The sequence below is a fragment of the Actinomadura sp. NBRC 104412 genome (assembly GCF_030269515.1).
GTDB lineage: Bacteria > Actinomycetota > Actinomycetes > Streptosporangiales > Streptosporangiaceae > Spirillospora.
The window spans coordinates 209228-227923 of the sequence record NZ_BSTM01000005.1 but is presented as its reverse complement, the minus strand read 5'-3'; the positions used below and the strand labels follow the sequence as shown (position 1 = coordinate 227923).

The window sequence follows — 18696 nt, the reverse complement described above, 5'->3', positions numbered from 1 at the left end:
CCTCGTTCCCGCCAATGACGAACTTCTGGATCATCCCATGCCGAAAGGGCTTCGTGGGCGCAGTCCCGTCCCGATGATGGTGATCGACGTCCGGTGGCTCAATCGGGCACCGGAAGATGCGCGTACAGGTCCATGGGATCGACCGTGGACGGCAGATCGCTGACCTGGCCGTCACCCACCTCGACCACGCGCCACTCGCCGTCGTCCCTGCGCGCCAGGTCGGTGGTGATGAACCGGCACCCGAGCGTGCGCACCGCGGGGGCCACGGCGTCCACACGGGGCTCGGGCTCGACCTCAGGGCTGTCGGGGTGCGGACCTATGAGAGCGGGCTCCCCGTCCACCCACCACACGCGCGCCTCGCCCTCCCCGTCGTACGGCTCGTACTCCCGTACGACCACGCCACCGGCCAGGAACTCGTCCTGCAACGCGAGCATCTTGGCCACGACGCCCCGCAGTAACGCCAGGTTCTTCACGTCCGGGACGAAGCACGCCTCGTCCCACTCGTGCTTGCGGGACTTCACGTAGTCCTTGACCACCCCGGGGCCGCCGCGCAGGGGACGCACCAGTTCCCCTAAGTCACCCGGGTCCTGGCCGGGGGACAGAGGCCGCCACACGCTCTGCGGTGTCAGACCCGCGAACGTGTCATGCCAGCCGGGCAGCTCGTGCGCCCGCCGATAGTCGTCCGGATGCGTCATCAGCAGCGTGCCCCGCTTCTTCAGGAGAGCGGCCATCGCCGCGTACTCCGCGCTGGTGAGCATCCAGCCGCGGTACCAGACGGGCCCGAGGTCCCTGGGCACGGCCCGTACCGCCGCCTCGGCGTCACCGCGCCGCAGCGCCTCGTGGTCGATCAGGGCGATCTCACCGTAATGATCCCGTACGGCGGCGGCCTCGCGGGCGAAATGGGGGTCAACGCGCCGGGGGCTGAGCGGATCGACGCAGAAAAGGACGGTCAGCGTCATGATGGAACCCTCCGTCGACGGCGCCAGGTTACGGGGTCCGCCATGCCGAGCGCACGGAGATTCGGCGGCCGGATCCGCGGCGGATCCGGTGTCCCGGACCATGATCGAACGGATGTTCGGTAAAGTCGGGTCGGGAACTGTCGGTGGCGCCCCGTAACGTCGCCTCCGACACCGAAGGACAGACGACAAAGGGGCGATCACCTCATGGCAGCGAACGATCGGGAGAAGGCCCTCGAAACCGCACTGGCCCAGATCGAGCGCCAGTTCGGCAAGGGCTCGGTCATGCGGATGGGCGACGAGGCGCGGGCACCGGTCGAGGTGATCCCCACCGGGTCCATCTCGCTCGACATCGCCCTCGGCATCGGCGGCCTGCCGCGCGGCCGGGTCGTGGAGATCTACGGCCCCGAGGGCTCCGGCAAGTCCTCCCTCGCCCTGCACGCGGTGGCCAACGTCCAGAAGAAGGGCGGCATCGCGGCGTTCGTCGACGCCGAGCACGCCCTCGACCCCGAGTACGCCCGCAAGCTCGGCGTCGACATCGACAGCCTGCTGGTGTCCCAGCCCGACACCGGCGAGCAGGCCCTCGAGATCACCGACATGCTCATCCGCTCCGGCGCGATCGACCTCGTCGTGATCGACTCGGTGGCGGCGCTGGTGCCGCGCGCCGAGATCGAGGGCGAGATGGGCGACAGCCACGTCGGCCTCCAGGCCCGCCTCATGTCGCAGGCCCTCCGCAAGCTCACCGGCGCGATCAACCAGACCAAGACCACCGCCATCTTCATCAACCAGCTCCGCGAGAAGGTCGGCGTCATGTTCGGCTCGCCCGAGACCACCACCGGCGGCCGCGCGCTGAAGTTCTACGCCTCCGTCCGGCTGGACGTGCGCCGGATCGAGACCCTCAAGGACGGCACCGAGGCGGTCGGCAACCGGGTCCGGGTCAAGGTCGTCAAGAACAAGATGGCCCCGCCCTTCCGGGTCGCCGACTTCGACCTGCTCTACGGCCAGGGCATCTCCCGCGAGGGCGGCCTGATCGACCTGGGCGTCGAGCACGGCTTCGTGCGCAAGTCCGGCGCCTGGTACACCTACGACGGCGACCAGCTCGGCCAGGGCAAGGAGAACGCCCGCAACTTCCTCAAGGCCAACGCCGACATGGCCGACGAGATCGAGAAGAAGATCAAGGAGAAGCTGGGCATCGGCCCCCGCGTCGACAAGGAGGCCGACCCCGCCCCCGCCGAGGCCGCCACCCCGCCGGCGCCCGCCCCCACCCGCAAGGGCAAGACCCCCAAGCCCGGCGACTGACGACCACCCCGGCGGCAACCGCACACCCGCCCAGGACGCGGACCGGCCGCCCCCGGGATCGCAGGCCCGTCCCTCCCGTGGGCCGACGAAGCCCAGGAGCGAGGAGCGTCCGAGGAGGCGGGTGTCGAGCCCGGAGGCACACAGGTCTCCGAAGCCGGGGGCGCGCGGACGGCCCGTCTACGCTTGGGCAGCCCGTTCCACCGGGTGCGGTGCTGCAACCCTTCCACGCAAGGTCGGGCACCCGGAGGTCAGCGGTGGTCTATCCGGGCCAAGACGCACTGTCCATGCCTGAGGCGCGGGGGGCAGGTCCGTCCAAGGGCCGCAGCGCATCGACCCCAAAAGCCGGGGCGGGCCTCGCCCACGGCGCCCGGTCCAAAGGGTGTGGGCGTTGCCAGGGAAGGGCACGACGGCGACCCACCACCGGAGGTGGATGCGACCGAGGCCGATCGGCAACCTACATGTGACGTCACTCCCTGACGAGGATTCCCCCGATCAGGGTGATTCTTGACGGAGGTTGGGGAATGATCTCGTGTGCAGGGCGGCGGCGCCCTACCCGGCACCGGCCGGTCGGTGCACGGACCTTCCCCTTTGGCGCCGCCGCCGCTCCCACGGGCGGCGCCCCCGTCCAGGCACGTGCCCCACATGACCCGCCCGGACAACCAGCGCCCACCCGAGTCCCCACGCCGCTCCCGGCTGCCCGACCTCGCCCGGGCGCATCGCAGGCGCCGCACCCGATGGAACAGGCTTAACGAGCGCAGGATGTCCGTGCCGTGGGCTTCGCCGCCGAAGTGCCTCGGGCCAGACACCTAGGGAGATGCCTCAGGAGATGTCCATGGAAGAAGAGGAGCGGAAGGAGCCGGGAGCCGGGGTGCGGTGGTCTCCGGTGCCGGGTGAACGACCCGTGGTCGATGAGGCATCCGTGCGTGGTGGGTCGTCGGCGGAGGGCGGAACAGGTGCGTTTGGGGAGGTGGCATCGAACCCGTGGTTGGGGGGAGGTGCCGGGCTCGGCGAGGCCGGGTCGTCCGGAGCGGAGGTGCTGCCGGCTTGGGGGCGACCGTTCGGGTCGGGTGAGGGCGCCAGTGCAAGCGATGCCGGGGAGAGTGGGTCGGTGGGGGAACGGGGGTTTCCTTGGGACGGGTTGGAGGGGGCGGGTCGGGGTGGTCCTTTCGGGGCTGAGTGGGCTCGGAAGGCGTGGACGGGTGAGCCCGCTTCCGTGACGGAGGCAGGCGCCTCTGAGGATCGTGCGGGTGGTGCGTCGCCAGGGGTTCGTTCGCGGGGCGAGCGTTCGGGACGCGTGTCCGGTGGTCGGACGGCGGGGGACGAGCGGGAGTCGGCAGGTGAGGGTTCGGGCGCGCCCGGCTCGCGGGCGAGGCGCTCTGAGGGCGTTCCGCAGGCTGGGGTGGGTGCGGGGAGTGCTTGGGAAGGTGACCAGGGCGTTTCCTCGGGGGACGGCCGTGGCGCGAAGGATGGCGGAGCGGGAGGCGTTGCGGGAAGTGGCGGGCGGACGCGGCGCCGGGGTGGGGCGGTGGCGGACGGGGACGTGGAGGGGCGGGCTCGGGAGATCTGCCTGCGGTTGCTCGGGGCGGCGCCGCGTACCCGGGCTCAGTTGGAGGACGCGCTGCGACGGAAAGGGATCTCGGACGAGGTCGCCGAGCGGGTGCTGGGCAGGTTCAGCGATGTCGGGCTGATCGACGACGAGGCGTTCGCGCGGGCGTGGGTGCGGTCGCGGCACACCGGGCGCGGGCTGGCGCGGCGGGCGCTGGCGGGGGAGCTGCGGCGGCGCGGGGTGGCCGAGGAGACCGTCCGGGACGCGGTGGAGGGTCTGGACGCCGACGAGGAGGAACGGACCGCGCGGCGGCTGATCGAGCGGAGGGCGGCATCGACGCGGGGGGTGGAGCCGGCCAAGCGGATGCGGCGGCTGGTCGGTGTCCTGGCGCGCAAGGGTTACCCGCCCGGGCTGGCGTACCGGGTCGTCCGGGAGGTCTTGGAGGCGGAGGGGGATGACGTGGAGGGTCTGCCCGACGCGGTCGATCTGGAGTGAGCCCGTGGCGGGGAGCCGACACGCCGGGAGGTGACGGGGTGTCCGACGGGGGGCGGTGGTGCTTCTGACCGTGGGACGTCCCAGGTCGGGGCGTCCTGGGGCGCGGTAAGCGATTCCTCACGCGTCCGTTGGGTTAGTCCGGATTGCCCGGGGTTTGCTTGCTCATTACCTCCGTGCCGCTTACCGTTACGGCAGTGAGGAATTACTCCGCGCACTGCGGATTGCCATACGACCGAACACGTTCGCGCAGCTGAGAGGCATAGAGGACAGACGTTGGCCGACCTCGGTGGAGGACGGGCCGCGGGCTCCGGGTACGGCTCACCGCCGTCCTGGCGCTGTGGCGTACCCGCCGCGGGGCGTTGTCAGGCGTGCGGCGGTCCGGCCGAACGCGGGTAAATCCTCGCAGAGCAGGGCTCCGATCTCGGCGGGGCCCGCGGGCGAGGAAGGGTCTGCCTCATGGAGAGCGTCCTGCTGGGTGCCGCGCTTCTGGTGACCCTGGTCGCTCTCGTCATCGTCGTGTTGCGGCGTCCCGGCACGCCCGCCGGGTTCGATCCGGAGGAGCTCGGCCGAGCGCAGCGGGACGCCGACGAGATCAGGTCGGACGCCCGGTCGCAGGCGCAGGAGATCCTCGCCAAGGCGGAGGCGCAGGCCCGGCGGATCGACAGCGACGCGCGCGGCGAGGTGGAGAAGGAGGCCCGCGCGCTGCGGGAGGATCTGCGCGTCCTCCGCGAGGACCTGGAACGCCGGGAGGCCAGGCTCGCCGAGCGCGAGCAGCGGCTGGACGACGAGGTCCGCCGTCTGGAGGAGTGGTCCGCGCGGCTCGTGGAGTCCAAGAAGGCGCTGGAGGCCCGCAAGAGCGAACTCGGCCAGATGGAGGAGGAGCGCCGCCGGGTGCTCGAACGCGCCGCCGGGCTGACCGCCGAGGAGGCCAAGGCCGAGCTGGTCGCCGCCATGGAGAACCAGGCCAAGCGGGAGGCCATCCCGATCACCCGGGAGATCGAGAACGCGGCCAGGGCGGAGGGCGAGAAGCGCGCCCGCAAGATCGTCACCCTGGCCATCCAGCGGGTGGCCAGCGAGCAGACCGCCGAGTCGGTGGTGTCGGTGCTGCACCTGCCCGGCGACGAGATGAAGGGCCGGATCATCGGCCGCGAGGGGCGCAACATCCGCGCGTTCGAGTCCACCACCGGGGTCAACCTGATCATCGACGACACGCCCGAGGCGGTGCTGCTCAGCTGCTTCGACCCGGTGCGCCGCGAGGTCGGCCGGCTGACGCTGGAGAAGCTGGTCCTGGACGGCCGGATCCATCCCCAGCGGATCGAGGAGGTCTACGAGCGCAGCCGCGCGGACGTCGAGCAGCTGTGCGTGCGGGCCGGTGAGGACGCCCTGGTCGAGCTGGGCATCACCGAGATGCACCCGGAGCTGATCACCCTGCTGGGGCAGCTCCGCTACCGCACGTCCTACGGGCAGAACGTGCTCAAGCACCTGATCGAGTCCGCCCATATCGCCGGGATCATGGCGGCCGAGCTGCGGCTGCCCGCCGAGCTCGCCAAGCGCTGCACGCTGCTGCACGACATCGGCAAGGCGCTCACCCACGAGGTGGAGGGCAGCCACGCGCTGATCGGCGCGGAGATCGCCCGGCGGTACGGCGAGCATGAGGACGTGGTGCACGCCATCGAGGCGCATCACAACGAGGTCGAGGTCCGCACGGTCGAGGCTGTGCTCACCCAGGCCGCCGACGCGATCAGCGGCAGCCGTCCCGGGGCGCGCCGCGAGTCGCTGGAGGCGTACGTCAAACGGCTGGAACGGCTTGAGGAGATCGCCCGGGAGAAGCACGAGGGCGTCGAGAAGGTCTTCGCGATGCAGGCCGGCCGTGAGATCCGCGTCATGGTGAAGCCGGACGCGGTGGACGACATCCAGGCCCAGGTGATCGCCCGGGACATCGCCAAGCAGGTGGAGAGCGAGCTCACCTACCCGGGCCAGATCCGCGTCACCGTCGTCCGCGAGTCCCGCGCGATCGAGTTCGCCCGCTGATCCCGCCGTCGCCGACCCGCCCGGGATGTTGCGGGTGTGTCCTGTGATGTTCATGTGCGCGTCCGAAACGGGTCATCGGAGCACGTCAAGATCATTCCGATATGAGCGGAGGAATGATCGTGTTCCCCGACCCCGGCGGCGATGACGTGCAGCCCGAGACGGGGGAACACGTCGTTCTGCGCAACACGACGTCCCGCACGGTCGCCGTGGGCGGGGGCTACCTGCGGGACCAGGCGGGCAACCTGCTCACCATCGGTGCCGGCTACACGATCCCGCCGGGCAGCCTGCTGCGGGTGTACGTGGGTCCTGGGACGAACCGTCCCGGCGCCTACTACAACGGCCGTACGGCGGGCTTCCTCAACAACACCGGGGGCGACACCATCTCCTACTTCGGCCCCGACCACGCCCTGCTCGACATCAACTCCTACATGGTCTCCTAAGCGGCGCCGAGGGCGGTCCAGAGCGTGCGGAGGTCGATGTTGCGGCTGCGCAGAATCTGGACCGCCTTGTTGCCGCGGTCGGCCAGCAGCCCCCAGAGAAGGTCTTCACGGGACGCCGAGGGATGGCCACGGCGGCGAGCGGCCCACAGCGCGACTTCCAGGGTCTTGCGGGCGGCCTCGTTGAGGGTCACCTGTGTCCCAGGGCCCGTGAGCGTCACCCGCAAGGGGAGGAAGGGGGAACGCCTCAGTCTCCACAGGGACGGGTCGTCCAGGCGAAGGGAGGTCGCCTCGGACGCACGCCGGTGGACGTCGTCGACGTCGATGCCCAGGGTCGCGAGAAGGTCCCTTTGGGACCGCCCCGCGAAGTCGGGGGTGAGGTCGAGCCCGGCTATGGGGCCGTCTTCGAGTAGTGCGTGCAGCAGAGGGCGGGTGCCCAGGGTCGGGCCTTCGGTGAGCAGGCCCGCGCGGATGAGGGCGTGGCGCGCGGACGGGTCGAACGAGGCGAGCGTCATCATGCCAGGCGCCTCGCGTGCTTCTTGTGGACGGACTGGCGCCGCACGCCCAGCGCGGACGCTATGGCCTGCCAGGACCAGCCTTGGGCACGCGCGTTCGCGACGTGGAGCGCTTCCAGTTCGTCGGCGAGCCGGCGCAGGGCGGCCACGGCGCCCAGGCCCGTGGCCGGATCGCGGCTGTCCACGGCCTGGGCGAGTTCGGTCATCGTCGTCATGCTGTCAGCCTAGGCTGACATGGCGGGTGCGTCAACCTAGGCTGACACACGGCCTTCCGCGACCGCGTGAAGGCCCCTGCGAGAGATCAGCCCACGATGAGGTCGATGGGGTCCACTCCCTGCGGCTTGAAGCCCAGCGTCTGGCCGTAGAAGGCGAGCTCCGCCTCCAGGCAGGCGATGACGGTGTCGGCGCGCCGGAACCCATGGCTTTCGCCCTGGAACGTCAGGTACGCGTACGGCGTCTTCTTCGACGCCAGCGCGAGCGCAAACCGCTCGGACTGGTCCGGCGGGACGACCGGGTCGTCCAGGCCCTGCAACAGCAGCACGGGGCAGGACGTGTCATCGGCGCGGTTGAGCGGCGAACGCTCCTCATAGGCGCGCTCGAACCCGGGCAGGGGGCCGATCAGCCCGAACAGGTAACGCGACTCGAAGTCGTGCGTGGCCTCGGCGAAGCCCTTCAGGTCGCTGATGCCGTAGTAGGACGTGGCGGCCTTGAACACGTCGGTGGTGGTGATGGCCGCCAGGGTCGTCCATCCGCCCGCGCTGCCGCCGCGGATGGCGAGCCGCTCAGGGTCGGCGATGCCGCCGTCGACGAGCGCCTTGGCGGCGGCCACGGCGTCCTCGACGTCCACCACGCCCCACTGGCGGCGCAGGCGTTCCCGGTACGCGCGGCCGTATCCGGTGGAGCCGCCGTAGTTGACGTCGATGACGCCGATGCCGCGGCTGGTGAAGAAGGCACGCTCCAAGCTCAACGTGCGCGACGCGCGGCTCGTCGGCCCCCCGTGGATGAACACCACGTAGGGAGGAAGCTCCCCTTCCCGCCCCGCGTACTCCGGGTTGGACGGCGGGTAGATGTTGGCGTGGACGGGACGTCCGAAGGGGCCTTCGATCTGCTCCGCGCGTGCCTTGGGCAGGTAGGCGATGTCGGGCAGCTCCGCCAGCTCACGCCGCAGCCCCTCCACGCGTCCCGTGGTGGTGTCGATGCGCACAACCGACGGCGGGACGGTCATGCCCCCCGCTATGCCGACGATGGTGGAGCCGTGCGCCGACAACGACAACTGCCAGTCGTCGTAGGGGACCTCCAGGTCGACCAGCTCCAGGGTGTCCGGGTCGTAGATGCCCAGGCGCTGGTCGCCCTCCCCGTGCAGCACGGCGAGCCGGCCGTCCTCAAGGAGCGCGTAGGGCATGCCGCCCAACTGCCACAGCGGCCCGGCGAACTCCTCCTCCGCCGGGTAGAGGGCCTGCGGCGACTCCCCGTGGAGACCGACCTGGTAGATGTTCCACCAGCCGGGCCAGTCGGAGATGACGTAAAGCGAGCTGTCGTCCCGCCACAGGGGCGCCAGGGCCGACTCGTTGAGACCGCCCTTGACGGTGCGGGGCGCCACGGCCTGCCCGTTCTCCAGCGCGGCCACACGGATCTCCGTGCCGTCCCAGGGCATCCTCGGGTGGTTCCACTGGACCCAGGCCAGATGCCCGCCGCTGGGGGACGGGGTGGGGGAGGCGTAGAAATCGGCGCCGGTGACGAGCTCACGGATCGCGGACGCGTCAGCGGCGGCGCTGCCGTCCAGGGGGACGGCGACAATGGCGCGGCGAATCCCGTCAGGCGTGTGCCCCTCGCATACGCACCACACCTCGGAGCCGTCCGGGGAAAGCGTGTAGTCGGCATAGCGAAGCCCGCCGGGAAGAGCCGGCTCGGGGGTCAGCGGGCGCGGCTTGGGGTCGCCCGGGTCAAGGCGATGCAACCGCTGGTCCTCGTAGTTGGAGAACACGATCGCAAAGCCCTCGCCGGTGCGGACGGGCAGATAGGACCGTCCCCCGTACTCATGGACCCGGGTGCGGGCGTCCCACGGCGCCTGCAGGAGCTCGGTGCGGTGACCGCCCTGCAGGTGGATGACCGTGGTCCGGCCGCCTTCCTCTGGTCGGGTCTCCTGCCACCACACATCGCTGTTATGGACGGTGGGAAAACTGAGGCGCAGCCGGGCGCGAGCGACGTCGGCGGCGGATATGGGGGAGGGCCAGGAGCCGTAGGGAAGGGTCGCACGAGCGGTCATATGCGAATCGTCCCGCATACGGGGATCCGTTGGGGCCATGACTGGGCAGTTGACCTTGGAAAGATACAAGCCGTTCACAGGGTGAGCGGCGGCCAGGGCGCCTCGCCGTCGGCTCGCCGGGTGAGGAGCCGAGGTCCCTTCCCACGCCGTCCCAGCGGCCTTCTCAGCGACCGGGAGAGACCGGTGCCACGACCGGCCCCGGGGGCCGCGGATACGGAAGGGGCCACCGCGTCACGCGGTGGCCCCTTCCGGCCGTTCCGTACGGGCGCCGATCAGGTGCTCGGGGTCTGACCGGCGACGGACATGCCGGCGGCGGGCGGCGCCCCGGTGCCGGTGCCGATCGTCTTGGCGGCGGTCCTGCGGCTGCGCCGGCTGCGCGCCTCGAGCCGGTTCGCCAGCATGCTGATCAGCATGTTCATCGTGATGTAGATGACCGCGACCACGATGCCCGCCTGCAGCACGTTGTTGCCGTAGTTGGGCGGGATCTGCTTGAACCCGGCCTGGAGCAGCTCGGAGTAGGCGATGATGAAGCCGAGCGCGGTGTCCTTGAGCAGCACCACGAGCTGGCTGACGATCGCCGGCATCATGACCGTGACGGCCTGCGGGAGCAGCACCAGCCGCAGCACGCCGTTCTTGCGGAGCCCGATGGAGTAGGCCGCCTCGGACTGGCCCTTGGGGATCGAGTTGATCCCGGCCCGGAACACCTCGGCCAGCACCGACCCGTTGTAGAGCACCAGGCCGAACACCACGGCGGCGAACGCCGGCACGGTGATCACACCGGCGGTGATCTCGATGCCGAAGATCCAGCCGAAGGTGTCCACCATGACCCGCTGGAAGGTGCCGAAGGGGGACTGGGCGATCACCGGGCTGATCTTGTTCGGGATGAAGAACGCCAGGAAGATCAGGATCAGCAGCGGGATGGCGCGGAAGAACTCCACGACCGCGCCCGCCGGGATCCGGATCCACCAGTGGTCCGACAGCCTGGCCAGCCCGAACACCACGCCGAACAGCAGGGCCAGGACCGAGGCCACGGCCGCGGCCTTCACCGTGTTCCACAGGCCGGGCAGGATCAGGTTCGTCCAGACGTCGCCTTCCAGGAACGGGCTCCACAGCGAGCCCTCCCACTGGCCGCGGGTGTTCAGCCGCCATGCCAGCGCGACGATCACGGCGACCAGGATCACCCCGGACACCACGGTCAGGACCTGGTTGCGGGCCCGCGCCCGCGGGCCCGGGATGTCGAACAGAACGTTCGCCTCGCGGTTCATCGCGCCACCGCCATCCGCTTGGCCAGCCAGCCGAAGAAGAAGCCGGTCGGCAGGGTCAGGACCATGAAGGCGATCGCGACGCCGATGAACAGCGGGAGCGCCCCGCCCTGGAAGGACGGCTGGTCGAGCAGGGTCTTCATCACCGAGGCGGCCTCGGCGTAGCTGGCGGCGCTCGCCACCGTGGTGTTCTTGATCATCGCGATCAGGATGCTGCCCAGCGGCGCGATCACCGAGCGGAACGCCTGGGGCAGGATGATCAGCCGCAGCGACTGGAAGAAGGACAGGCCGATCGAGCGCGCCGCCTCCGCCTGGCCGAGCGGCACCGTGTTGATGCCCGAGCGCAGCGCCTCGCAGACGAACGCGCCGGTGTACCCCGACAACCCCAGGACCGCCCACCAGTAGTAGCTGGTGGAGGTGCTGTCGGAGAACGTCAGCGCGAGGATGTCGTTCAGGCCGAGGCTGCACATCAGCAGCACCAGGGTCAGCGGGGTGTTGCGCAGGACGTTGACGTAGGCGGTGCCGACCGTCCGCAGCACCGGCACGGGCGAGACCCGGAAGGACGCCAGGATCGTGCCGATGATGAGGGACAGCACCGCCGAGAGGGCCGCCAGGCGGATGGTCGCCCAGAAGCCGTCGAGGAGCTGGTCGCGCTCGTCGAAGACCGAGCTGAAGTTGAACAGGTCGAGTAGCTGATCCATGGGGTTCCAGCGGGGGTCGGGATGCCCGGAGCGCTCCCCGGTCGGGTCGTCCGGGGAGCGCTCCGGAACGGCGGACCTCGCCTGCGCCAGGCACGGGTCCCGGCCGGTGCGCGCCGCCGCGGGACGCTTGCGGGCGGGCGGCGGGCACGACGGCCCGGCCGGGAACGGGCCTGGATCAGGCGCAGCCCTCGAACTGCGGGACGGTGGTCTTCAGTTGCAGGCCGGTGCCGGCGAAGTGCTTCTCCAGGAGGGTCTTGGCCGTGCCGTCCTGGTACATCTTGGTGAGCGCCTTGTTGACCGCCTCGCAGGTCTCGGTGTCACCCTTCTTGATCCCGACGCCGTACTTCTCCTCGCTGATCGGGTTGTTGATGACCTTGAACTGGCCCTTCTGGGTGTTGGCGAACCCGGCCAGGATCAGGTCGTCGGTGCTCACCGCGTCCAGCGCGCCGGCCTTGAGCTTGGCGACGCACTCGGAGTAGCTGGAGGCGTCGACCAGCTTGACCCCGGAGATGGCCAGCTTGCCGTCCGGCGGGCCCTCGGTGACGCGGCGGAACGAGTTGGACCCGGCGGCCTTGCACAGCCGCTTGCCCTTGAGGTCCTGGGCGGTCTTGATGTCGTCGTTGTCGGCCAGGACCATCGTGTCCTGCGCGGCCACGTAGTACGGGCCGGCGAAGGTGACCTGCTTCTTGCGGGCGTCGGTGATGGAGTAGGTGGCGACCACCAGGTCGACCTGGCCTCCGCCGAGGAACGACTCGCGGTTGGCGGAGGTCGTCTCCTTGAAGGTGATGCCGCTCTCGGGGACGCCCAGCTCCTTGGCGATGTACTTGGCGACGTCGACGTCGAAGCCCTCGAAGGTGCCGTCGGGCTTCTTCAGGCCGAGCGCCGGCTGGTCGTATTTGATGCCCACGACCAGCTTCTTCGAGTCCTTGGCCTTCTGGACGACGGTCGTGGCCTGGGTGCTCTCGGTGTCGCTCCCACACGCGGTCAGGGCCATCGCCAGCGCGGTCGCCGCGCCGATGACGGCGCCGAAACGACGTACTCGCATTTGCTCGTTCTCCCTCTGCTTCTGCCGGTGCCTACTGCCTGGGCCGCGGCTCGGGGTGATCCTTCGACGTATTCGACGTACGGGGGTCATCACGTCACTCGAGCCGACCGATCGATAAAGATGATCAATGGGTAAGGATTTTGGACAGGAAGTCCTTGGCGCGGTCGGTGCGCGCGTTGGTGAAGAACTCGTCGGGGGTGTTCTCTTCGACGATCTGGCCGTCGGCCATGAACACGACCTTCTGGGCGGCCCGCCGGGCGAAGCCCATTTCGTGGGTCACCACGATCATCGTCATGCCCTCCCCGGCCAGCCCGGTCATGACGTCCAGCACCTCGTTGACCATCTCCGGGTCCAGCGCCGAGGTCGGCTCGTCGAACAGCATGAGCTTGGGCTTCATCGCCAGCGAGCGGGCGATCGCCGCGCGCTGCTGCTGGCCGCCCGAAAGCTGGGCCGGGTACTTCTGCGCCTGGTTGGCGATCCCGACCCGCTCCAGCAGCTCCATGGCGTGCTGCTCGGCCTCCTGCTTGGCGACCTTGCGGACCTTGATCGGGCCCAGCGTGACGTTGTCGAGGATGGTCTTGTGGGCGAACAGGTTGAACGACTGGAACACCATCCCCACGTCGGCGCGCAGCTTGGCCAGCTCGCCGCCCTCCCGGGGGAGTTCCTTGCCGTCCACCATGATCACGCCGTCGTCGATCGGCTCCAGCCGGTTGATCGACCGGCACAGGGTCGACTTCCCGCCGCCGGAGGGGCCGATGACCACCACCACCTCGCCCCGGTCGACCGTGAGGTTGATGTCCTTGAGCACGTGCAGATCACCGAAGTGCTTGTTGACATGCTTCATCACGACCAGGGGCGCGCCGTTCGCGCTGTCGTCCCGGGACCCGCCGTCCTTGGTGAGCTCGGGTCCGTCTCCGCTGTCGGTCATGCAGCCGGACTTTACGTCATCATTTCCTGCCCTCCGCTTTCGGCGCGGTACCGATCCGATCACGAATCCCCACGTCGGCGCCACGATCGGGGTTTCCGGACGGAAGGTGATCGGCCGGGCGGGAGGGGCCGCGAAGCTCGTTGTGAACACTTGATCGCCGGGTAACCGGCCGTTGACCAGCTTGATCACTTCTCCGCCCGGAACGGCCGACGCCGGGCGCCCGGCGGGTTTCGGCGCGTGCGCGCATAGGGGCCGTGGCGCGTAACCTTGGTGACTGTCATGAATGCGCCTATGGAGACCGCCCGCACGTACGAGATCCGTACCTACGGGTGCCAGATGAACGTCCACGATTCCGAGCGGCTGGCGGGCCTGCTGGAGGACGCGGGGTACGTCAGGGCCGAGGACACCGAGCCCGACGTCGTCGTCTTCAACACCTGCGCGGTACGGGAGAACGCCGACAACCGCCTCTACGGCAATCTCGGCCATCTGCGTCCCGTCAAGGACGGCCGTCCCGGCATGCAGATCGCGGTGGGCGGCTGCCTGGCGCAGAAGGACAGGGACGCCATCGTCAAGCGCGCCCCCTGGGTCGATGTGGTCTTCGGTACGCACAACATCGGGTCGCTTCCCGCGCTGCTGGAGCGCGCCCGGATCCGGGACGAGGCGCAGGTCGAGATCGAAGAGTCCCTGGTGACCTTCCCCTCGACCCTGCCGACGCGCCGGGAGTCCCCGTACGCCGCGTGGGTGTCGATCTCGGTGGGCTGTAACAACACCTGCACGTTCTGCATCGTCCCGGCGCTGCGCGGCAAGGAGCGGGACCGCCGTCCGGGGGAGATCCTGGCCGAGGTGGAGGCGCTGGTCGCCGAGGGCGTCCTGGAGGTGACGCTGCTCGGCCAGAACGTCAACGCCTACGGATCGGGCTTCGGCGCCCTGGCGTCCGCGCCGCAGGAGGTGCGCGACATGACCGCGGGCGGCCAGTCCGCCTTCGCGGGACTGCTGCGCGCGTGCGGTGAAGTGGACGGCCTTGAGCGGGTGCGGTTCACCTCCCCTCACCCCAGGGACTTCACGGACGACGTCATCGCCGCCATGGCGGAGACGCCGAACGTCATGCCGTCCCTGCACATGCCCTTGCAGTCGGGCGCGGATCCGGTGCTGCGGGCCATGCGCCGCTCGTACCGGCAGGAGCGCTATCTAAGCATCATCGAGAAGGTGCGTGCCGCCATCCCGGACGCCGCGATCACCACCGACATCATCGTGGGCTTCCCCGGCGAGACCGAGGCGGACTTCGAGCAGACCCTGCACGTGGTGCGCGAGGCGCGGTTCTCCGGGGCGTTCACGTTCCAGTACTCCAAGCGTCCCGGCACACCGGCGGCCACCATGGACGACCAGGTGCCCAAGGAGGTCGTCCAGGAACGGTACGAGCGGCTGGTCGCCCTCCAGGAGGAGATCTCCTGGGAGGAGAACAAGAAGCAGATCGGCCGCACCGTGGAGGTACTGGTGGCCGAGGGCGAGGGCCGGAAGGACGGCGCCACCCGCCGCCTGTCCGGGCGCGCGCGGGACAACCGCCTCGTCCACTTCCGCGTGCCGGACGAGCCCGTCCGCCCAGGCGACATGGTCACGGTCGAGGTCACCTACGCGGCGCCGCACCACCTGGTCGCCGACAAGCCCGCCCGGTCGGTACGGCGCACGCGCGCAGGGGACGCCTGGGAGGCACGGCAGGGCGGCGGTGCGCCGAAGGGCGTTTCGCTGGGCATGCCCACCATCGGACGTCCCACGACCCCGGTCGCGCTGGAGGCCGCGGCCTCCGGTTGCTCCACCTGCGGGTAGGCCGTCGCGCGCATGTTGACCTTCGCGGCCGTCTGTCCGCATCCGCCCTTGCTCGTACCGGAGATGGCCGGTGAGGCCGCTCCCGAACTGGACGGTGTGCGGGCGGCCTGCCGCTTGGCCGTGCAAGAGCTGACCAAGGGGCTGTCGGCGGACGGCGGGGGAGCGAAACTGGTCGTGGTGGGCGGCGATACGGCCACGCGGACCTTCCCTCCCGATTCCGCCGGGAGCCTGCGTCCCTTTGGGCTCGACCTCGTTTTCGGCGGAGGCGGGGAGCCGCTGCCGCTGTCGCTGACCATCGGCCGCTGGCTCCTGGACGAGTACGGAAGCGGCGTCCAGCCCGCGTTCTTCCAGTCGGTCGCCTACGACGCGGCCACGCGGGACTGCCTCGACCTAGGCCGCGACCTGTCGCGTACAGCCGAACGTGTGGCGCTGCTGGTGATGGGGGACGGCTCGGCCTGCCTGAGCACGAAGGCCCCCGGCTACCTCGACCCGCGCGCCGAGGCGTACGACGCGGCCGTGGCCGAGGCGTTCAAGCACGCCGACACCGCCGCCCTGGCCGGCCTGGACCCCCGGACGTCCCTGGAGCTCCAGGCCGCCGGGCGGGCGGCGTGGCAAGTCCTGGCGGGCGCCACCACGCCCACGGAACCGGCGCGGGTCGCCAACGCGGAACTGCTCGCCTACGAGGCGCCCTACGGCGTCGGCTATCTCGTGGCCACCTGGCGGCTCGCGGCGGCCCCGGCGCCGGCGGACACGTCCCCCCAGGCGCGGCCATGACCGCGCCCGGCGCCCCGCGCGGGGAACGACCCGGCGCCCCATCCCCGGTGGCGGCTAGGCGCCGTCGCCCTCGTCACGGCGGCGCTCCTCCTGTCCCTGCTGTCCCTGTCCCTGCTGTCCCTGGCCCTGCTGCCGGTCGATGTACTCCGAGCCCTTCTGCTGCGCCTTGTCGATCTGCTCGGAGTACTTGCCGCCCGTCTTCCGGTCGACCATGTCACCGGCCTTCTCGACGCCCTGTTTGGCCTTGTCGCCGTGCTGGCCGAGCATTTCCTTCACCCTGTCGACGATGGACATGTGGTTTCCCCCCGGATCCCTCGTCTCGTGGTGTTCCGTGGCGCCGCGGGGCGGCGGCCCCCGGTTCGCGGCGAACCCGCCGCGACGCCCTTACCCCCGCATATCTACCCATTGCCCCTTCGCCCATGACGACCGCCCTGAACGAGCAGGCACTTCCGTGACCCCGATGGACACCGACGATCTCGTGATCGCCGTGGTGGGGCCCACCGCGGCGGGCAAATCCGACCTCGCGGTGGAGCTCGCGCTGCGCCTGGACGGCGAGGCGATCAACGCCGACTCCATGCAGCTGTACCGGGGCATGTCCATCGGCACCGCCAAGCTGACCCCGGACGAGATGCGCGGTGTGCCCCACCATCTCCTGGACATCTGGGACGTCACCGTCACCGCCAGCGTCGCCGAATACCAGCGGCTCAGCGACGCCGCCATCGCCGGGATCCGCGCCAGGGGGCGGGTGCCCGTGCTGGTCGGCGGCTCCGGCCTGTACGTTCGGGCCGCACTCGACCACCTGGAGTTCCCCGGCACCGACCCCGCCGTCCGGGCCCGGCTGGAAGCGGAACTGGCCGCCGACGGCCCCGCGGCGCTGCACGAGCGCCTGCGCGCCCGCGACCCCGCCTCGGCCGCCGCGATCCTCCCCAGCAACGGGCGGCGGATCGTCCGCGCCCTGGAGGTCATAGAGATCACCGGCCGCCCGTTCAGCGCGTCCATGCCCGCCCACGAGTACCGGTACGCCGGCGCCGTCCAGATCGGGCTGTCGGTCCCCAGACCCGAACTGGACGCCCGCATCGCGCTGCGCGTCGAACGCATGTGGGAGGCCGGGCTCGTCGACGAGGTGCGCGAACTGGAGAGGGCCGGCCTCAGGGACGGCCTGACCGCCGGGCGCGCGCTCGGATACGCCCAGGTGCTGCGGTTCCTGTCCGGAGAGTGGACGGAGGAACGGGCCAAGGAGGAGACGGTCAGGGCGACCCGGCGCTTCGCCCGCAGGCAGGAGTCCTGGTTCCGGCGCGACCCCCGGGTGCGCTGGCTCCCCTACGACGCCCCCGACCTCGTCGAACGGGCCCTCGCAACGGTGCGCCGGACCGCGCGCCTATGATCGGGACATGCGGTTCGTCAAGGGGCACGGCACCGAGAACGACTTCGTGATCCTCCCGGATCCGGACGGCGTCCTCGACCTGACGCCGCGGGCCGTCGCGCGGCTGTGCGACCGCCGCGCCGGGATCGGCGCCGACGGCGTGCTCCGCGTCGTCCGCACCAAGGCCGCCGGCGACCCCGCCATCGAGGCGATGGCGGGCCGGGCCGAATGGTTCATGGACTACCGCAACGCCGACGGCGGCATCGCCGAGATGTGCGGCAACGGCGCCCGGGTGTTCGCCCGCTACCTCGTCGACTCCGGCCTCGCGGCACCCGGCGAATGGGACCTCGCCACCCGCGCCGGGCCGCGGCGCGTCACGCTGGGGTCCTCCGGTGACGTCAGCGTGGACATGGGACCGCCCGAATACCTGGGAACGGGCCATGCGAGCATCTCAGGACACCAGTACACCGGCGAGCGGATCTCCATGGGCAACCCGCACCTGGCGTGCGCGATCGACGAGCCGCTGTCCGGGCTCGACCTCACCCGGCCCCCCTCCTACGACCCCGCCCAGTTCCCCGACGGCGTGAACGTCGAGTTCTACCGGGCCATCGGCGAACGCCACCTGGAGATGCGGGTCTACGAGCGCGGCTCCGGCGAGACCCGTTCCTGCGGCACCGGCACCGTCGCCGCCGTCGCCGCCGCGTCCCACCAGGCACGCGGGACCTCCCGGACGGCGCGACCCGGGCAGGTCGAAGAGTGGACGGTGGACGTTCCGGGCGGCCGTGTCCACGTCACCCTCGACGGAACCACCGGGCACCTCCGCGGACCCGCCGTCCTCGTCGCCGAGGGCGAAATTTTTTTGGACCGCATCACCGGTCCCTGACACGGCCGCCCCGGCCGCGTCAAGGCCCCCTGATCTGCCCATACGGTCCAGACGTAGCTGGTCTACCCGATGACCTGGAGGGGTCTACCCGGAAGGTCCCGAGAAGTTCGGGACGGGTGTCCCTCACCTTTGGGACCGAAAGGCGCTACCTTCAGTAGTGCACACCCTCTGGTGAAGGCCCGCTCGGACCGGGATGGGAGCCCCGATCCGAGCGGCGCCGAGGGCCGGTGGCTCCTTCTTGGCGGGGGGCGGCCACCGGCCCTCCACTCCATCCCTGGGGGTGGTGCGGTCGGCGCCCTGTCGGGGCGCCTTTCCTTTTTGGGGATTCCGTCGTATCTATCGGGGGCGCGACCCCCCGAACCCCCCGTATC

General features: G+C 70.5%; 17 protein-coding genes. 8 read left to right on the top strand and 9 right to left on the bottom strand.

The features are described from left to right. Positions 1–98: 98 nt before the first annotated feature. Positions 99–959 carry an ATP-grasp domain-containing protein gene (locus QSK21_RS09030; RefSeq protein WP_285694934.1) on the bottom strand — a complete coding sequence of 287 codons (861 nt, stop codon included), beginning with the start codon at positions 957–959 and terminating at the stop codon, positions 99–101. A gap of 204 nt (positions 960–1163) precedes the next feature. Here QSK21_RS09030 and recA point away from each other — a divergent pair, with 204 nt between their 5' ends. The 4 genes from recA (at position 1164) to QSK21_RS09010 (ending at position 6767) form a co-directional block, all read left to right on the top strand. Beyond that, positions 1164–2255: a recombinase RecA gene (gene recA / locus QSK21_RS09025; RefSeq protein WP_285694933.1), complete on the top strand. Its 1092-nt coding sequence runs from the start codon at positions 1164–1166 to the stop codon at positions 2253–2255. A 1525-nt stretch (positions 2256–3780) separates the two neighbouring features. After that, complete coding sequence (locus QSK21_RS09020) at positions 3781–4296, top strand: regulatory protein RecX (RefSeq protein WP_285694932.1); 516 nt, start codon at positions 3781–3783, stop codon at positions 4294–4296. A gap of 456 nt (positions 4297–4752) precedes the next feature. Continuing rightward, positions 4753–6327, top strand: coding sequence for a ribonuclease Y (gene rny / locus QSK21_RS09015; RefSeq protein WP_285694931.1), 1575 nt, complete (start codon positions 4753–4755; stop codon positions 6325–6327). A 101-nt stretch (positions 6328–6428) separates the two neighbouring features. Next, positions 6429–6767: a lamin tail domain-containing protein gene (locus QSK21_RS09010; protein WP_285694930.1), complete on the top strand. Its 339-nt coding sequence runs from the start codon at positions 6429–6431 to the stop codon at positions 6765–6767. Here QSK21_RS09010 and QSK21_RS09005 read toward each other — a convergent pair. The 7 genes from QSK21_RS09005 to QSK21_RS08975 form a co-directional block, all read right to left on the bottom strand. After that, positions 6764–7282 (bottom strand): Clp protease N-terminal domain-containing protein, encoded by a 519-nt coding sequence (locus QSK21_RS09005; RefSeq protein ID WP_285694928.1) that lies wholly within the window; start codon positions 7280–7282, stop codon positions 6764–6766. The genes QSK21_RS09010 and QSK21_RS09005 overlap by 4 nt on opposite strands. Then, positions 7279–7494 carry a helix-turn-helix domain-containing protein gene (locus QSK21_RS09000; RefSeq protein ID WP_285694927.1) on the bottom strand — a complete coding sequence of 72 codons (216 nt, stop codon included), beginning with the start codon at positions 7492–7494 and terminating at the stop codon, positions 7279–7281. Before QSK21_RS09000 ends, QSK21_RS09005 begins: the two co-directional genes overlap by 4 nt. 86 nt (positions 7495–7580) lie before the next feature. After that, positions 7581–9545, bottom strand: a complete 1965-nt coding sequence (locus tag QSK21_RS08995) for a S9 family peptidase (protein ID WP_285694926.1) — start codon at positions 9543–9545, stop codon at positions 7581–7583. 272 nt (positions 9546–9817) lie between these two features. Next, positions 9818–10810, bottom strand: a complete 993-nt coding sequence (locus tag QSK21_RS08990; RefSeq protein ID WP_285694925.1) for an amino acid ABC transporter permease — start codon at positions 10808–10810, stop codon at positions 9818–9820. Next, complete coding sequence (locus QSK21_RS08985) at positions 10807–11508, bottom strand: amino acid ABC transporter permease (RefSeq protein ID WP_285694924.1); 702 nt, start codon at positions 11506–11508, stop codon at positions 10807–10809. Before QSK21_RS08985 ends, QSK21_RS08990 begins: the two co-directional genes overlap by 4 nt. A gap of 175 nt (positions 11509–11683) precedes the next feature. Beyond that, positions 11684–12553: a glutamate ABC transporter substrate-binding protein gene (locus tag QSK21_RS08980; RefSeq protein ID WP_285694923.1), complete on the bottom strand. Its 870-nt coding sequence runs from the start codon at positions 12551–12553 to the stop codon at positions 11684–11686. A 124-nt stretch (positions 12554–12677) separates the two neighbouring features. Beyond that, entirely contained in the window at positions 12678–13397 is a 720-nt protein-coding gene (locus QSK21_RS08975) for an amino acid ABC transporter ATP-binding protein (protein ID WP_502871532.1), read from the bottom strand. Positions 13398–13760: 363 nt separating this feature from the next. Here QSK21_RS08975 and miaB point away from each other — a divergent pair, with 363 nt between their 5' ends. After that, complete coding sequence (miaB, locus tag QSK21_RS08970; RefSeq protein ID WP_502871529.1) at positions 13761–15305, top strand: tRNA (N6-isopentenyl adenosine(37)-C2)-methylthiotransferase MiaB; 1545 nt, start codon at positions 13761–13763, stop codon at positions 15303–15305. Between the two features lie 48 nt (positions 15306–15353). After that, positions 15354–16079, top strand: a complete 726-nt coding sequence (locus QSK21_RS08965; RefSeq protein ID WP_352231266.1) for a class III extradiol ring-cleavage dioxygenase family protein — start codon at positions 15354–15356, stop codon at positions 16077–16079. 54 nt (positions 16080–16133) lie between these two features. On the opposite strand, the gene QSK21_RS08960 is transcribed toward QSK21_RS08965, so the two are convergent. Beyond that, positions 16134–16373 (bottom strand): antitoxin, encoded by a 240-nt coding sequence (locus tag QSK21_RS08960; protein ID WP_285694920.1) that lies wholly within the window; start codon positions 16371–16373, stop codon positions 16134–16136. 166 nt (positions 16374–16539) lie between these two features. Here QSK21_RS08960 and miaA point away from each other — a divergent pair, with 166 nt between their 5' ends. Then, positions 16540–17463 carry a tRNA (adenosine(37)-N6)-dimethylallyltransferase MiaA gene (miaA, locus tag QSK21_RS08955; RefSeq protein ID WP_285694919.1) on the top strand — a complete coding sequence of 308 codons (924 nt, stop codon included), beginning with the start codon at positions 16540–16542 and terminating at the stop codon, positions 17461–17463. A 7-nt stretch (positions 17464–17470) separates the two neighbouring features. Continuing rightward, positions 17471–18325, top strand: a complete 855-nt coding sequence (dapF, locus tag QSK21_RS08950; RefSeq protein WP_285694918.1) for a diaminopimelate epimerase — start codon at positions 17471–17473, stop codon at positions 18323–18325. Positions 18326–18696: the final 371 nt, after the last annotated feature.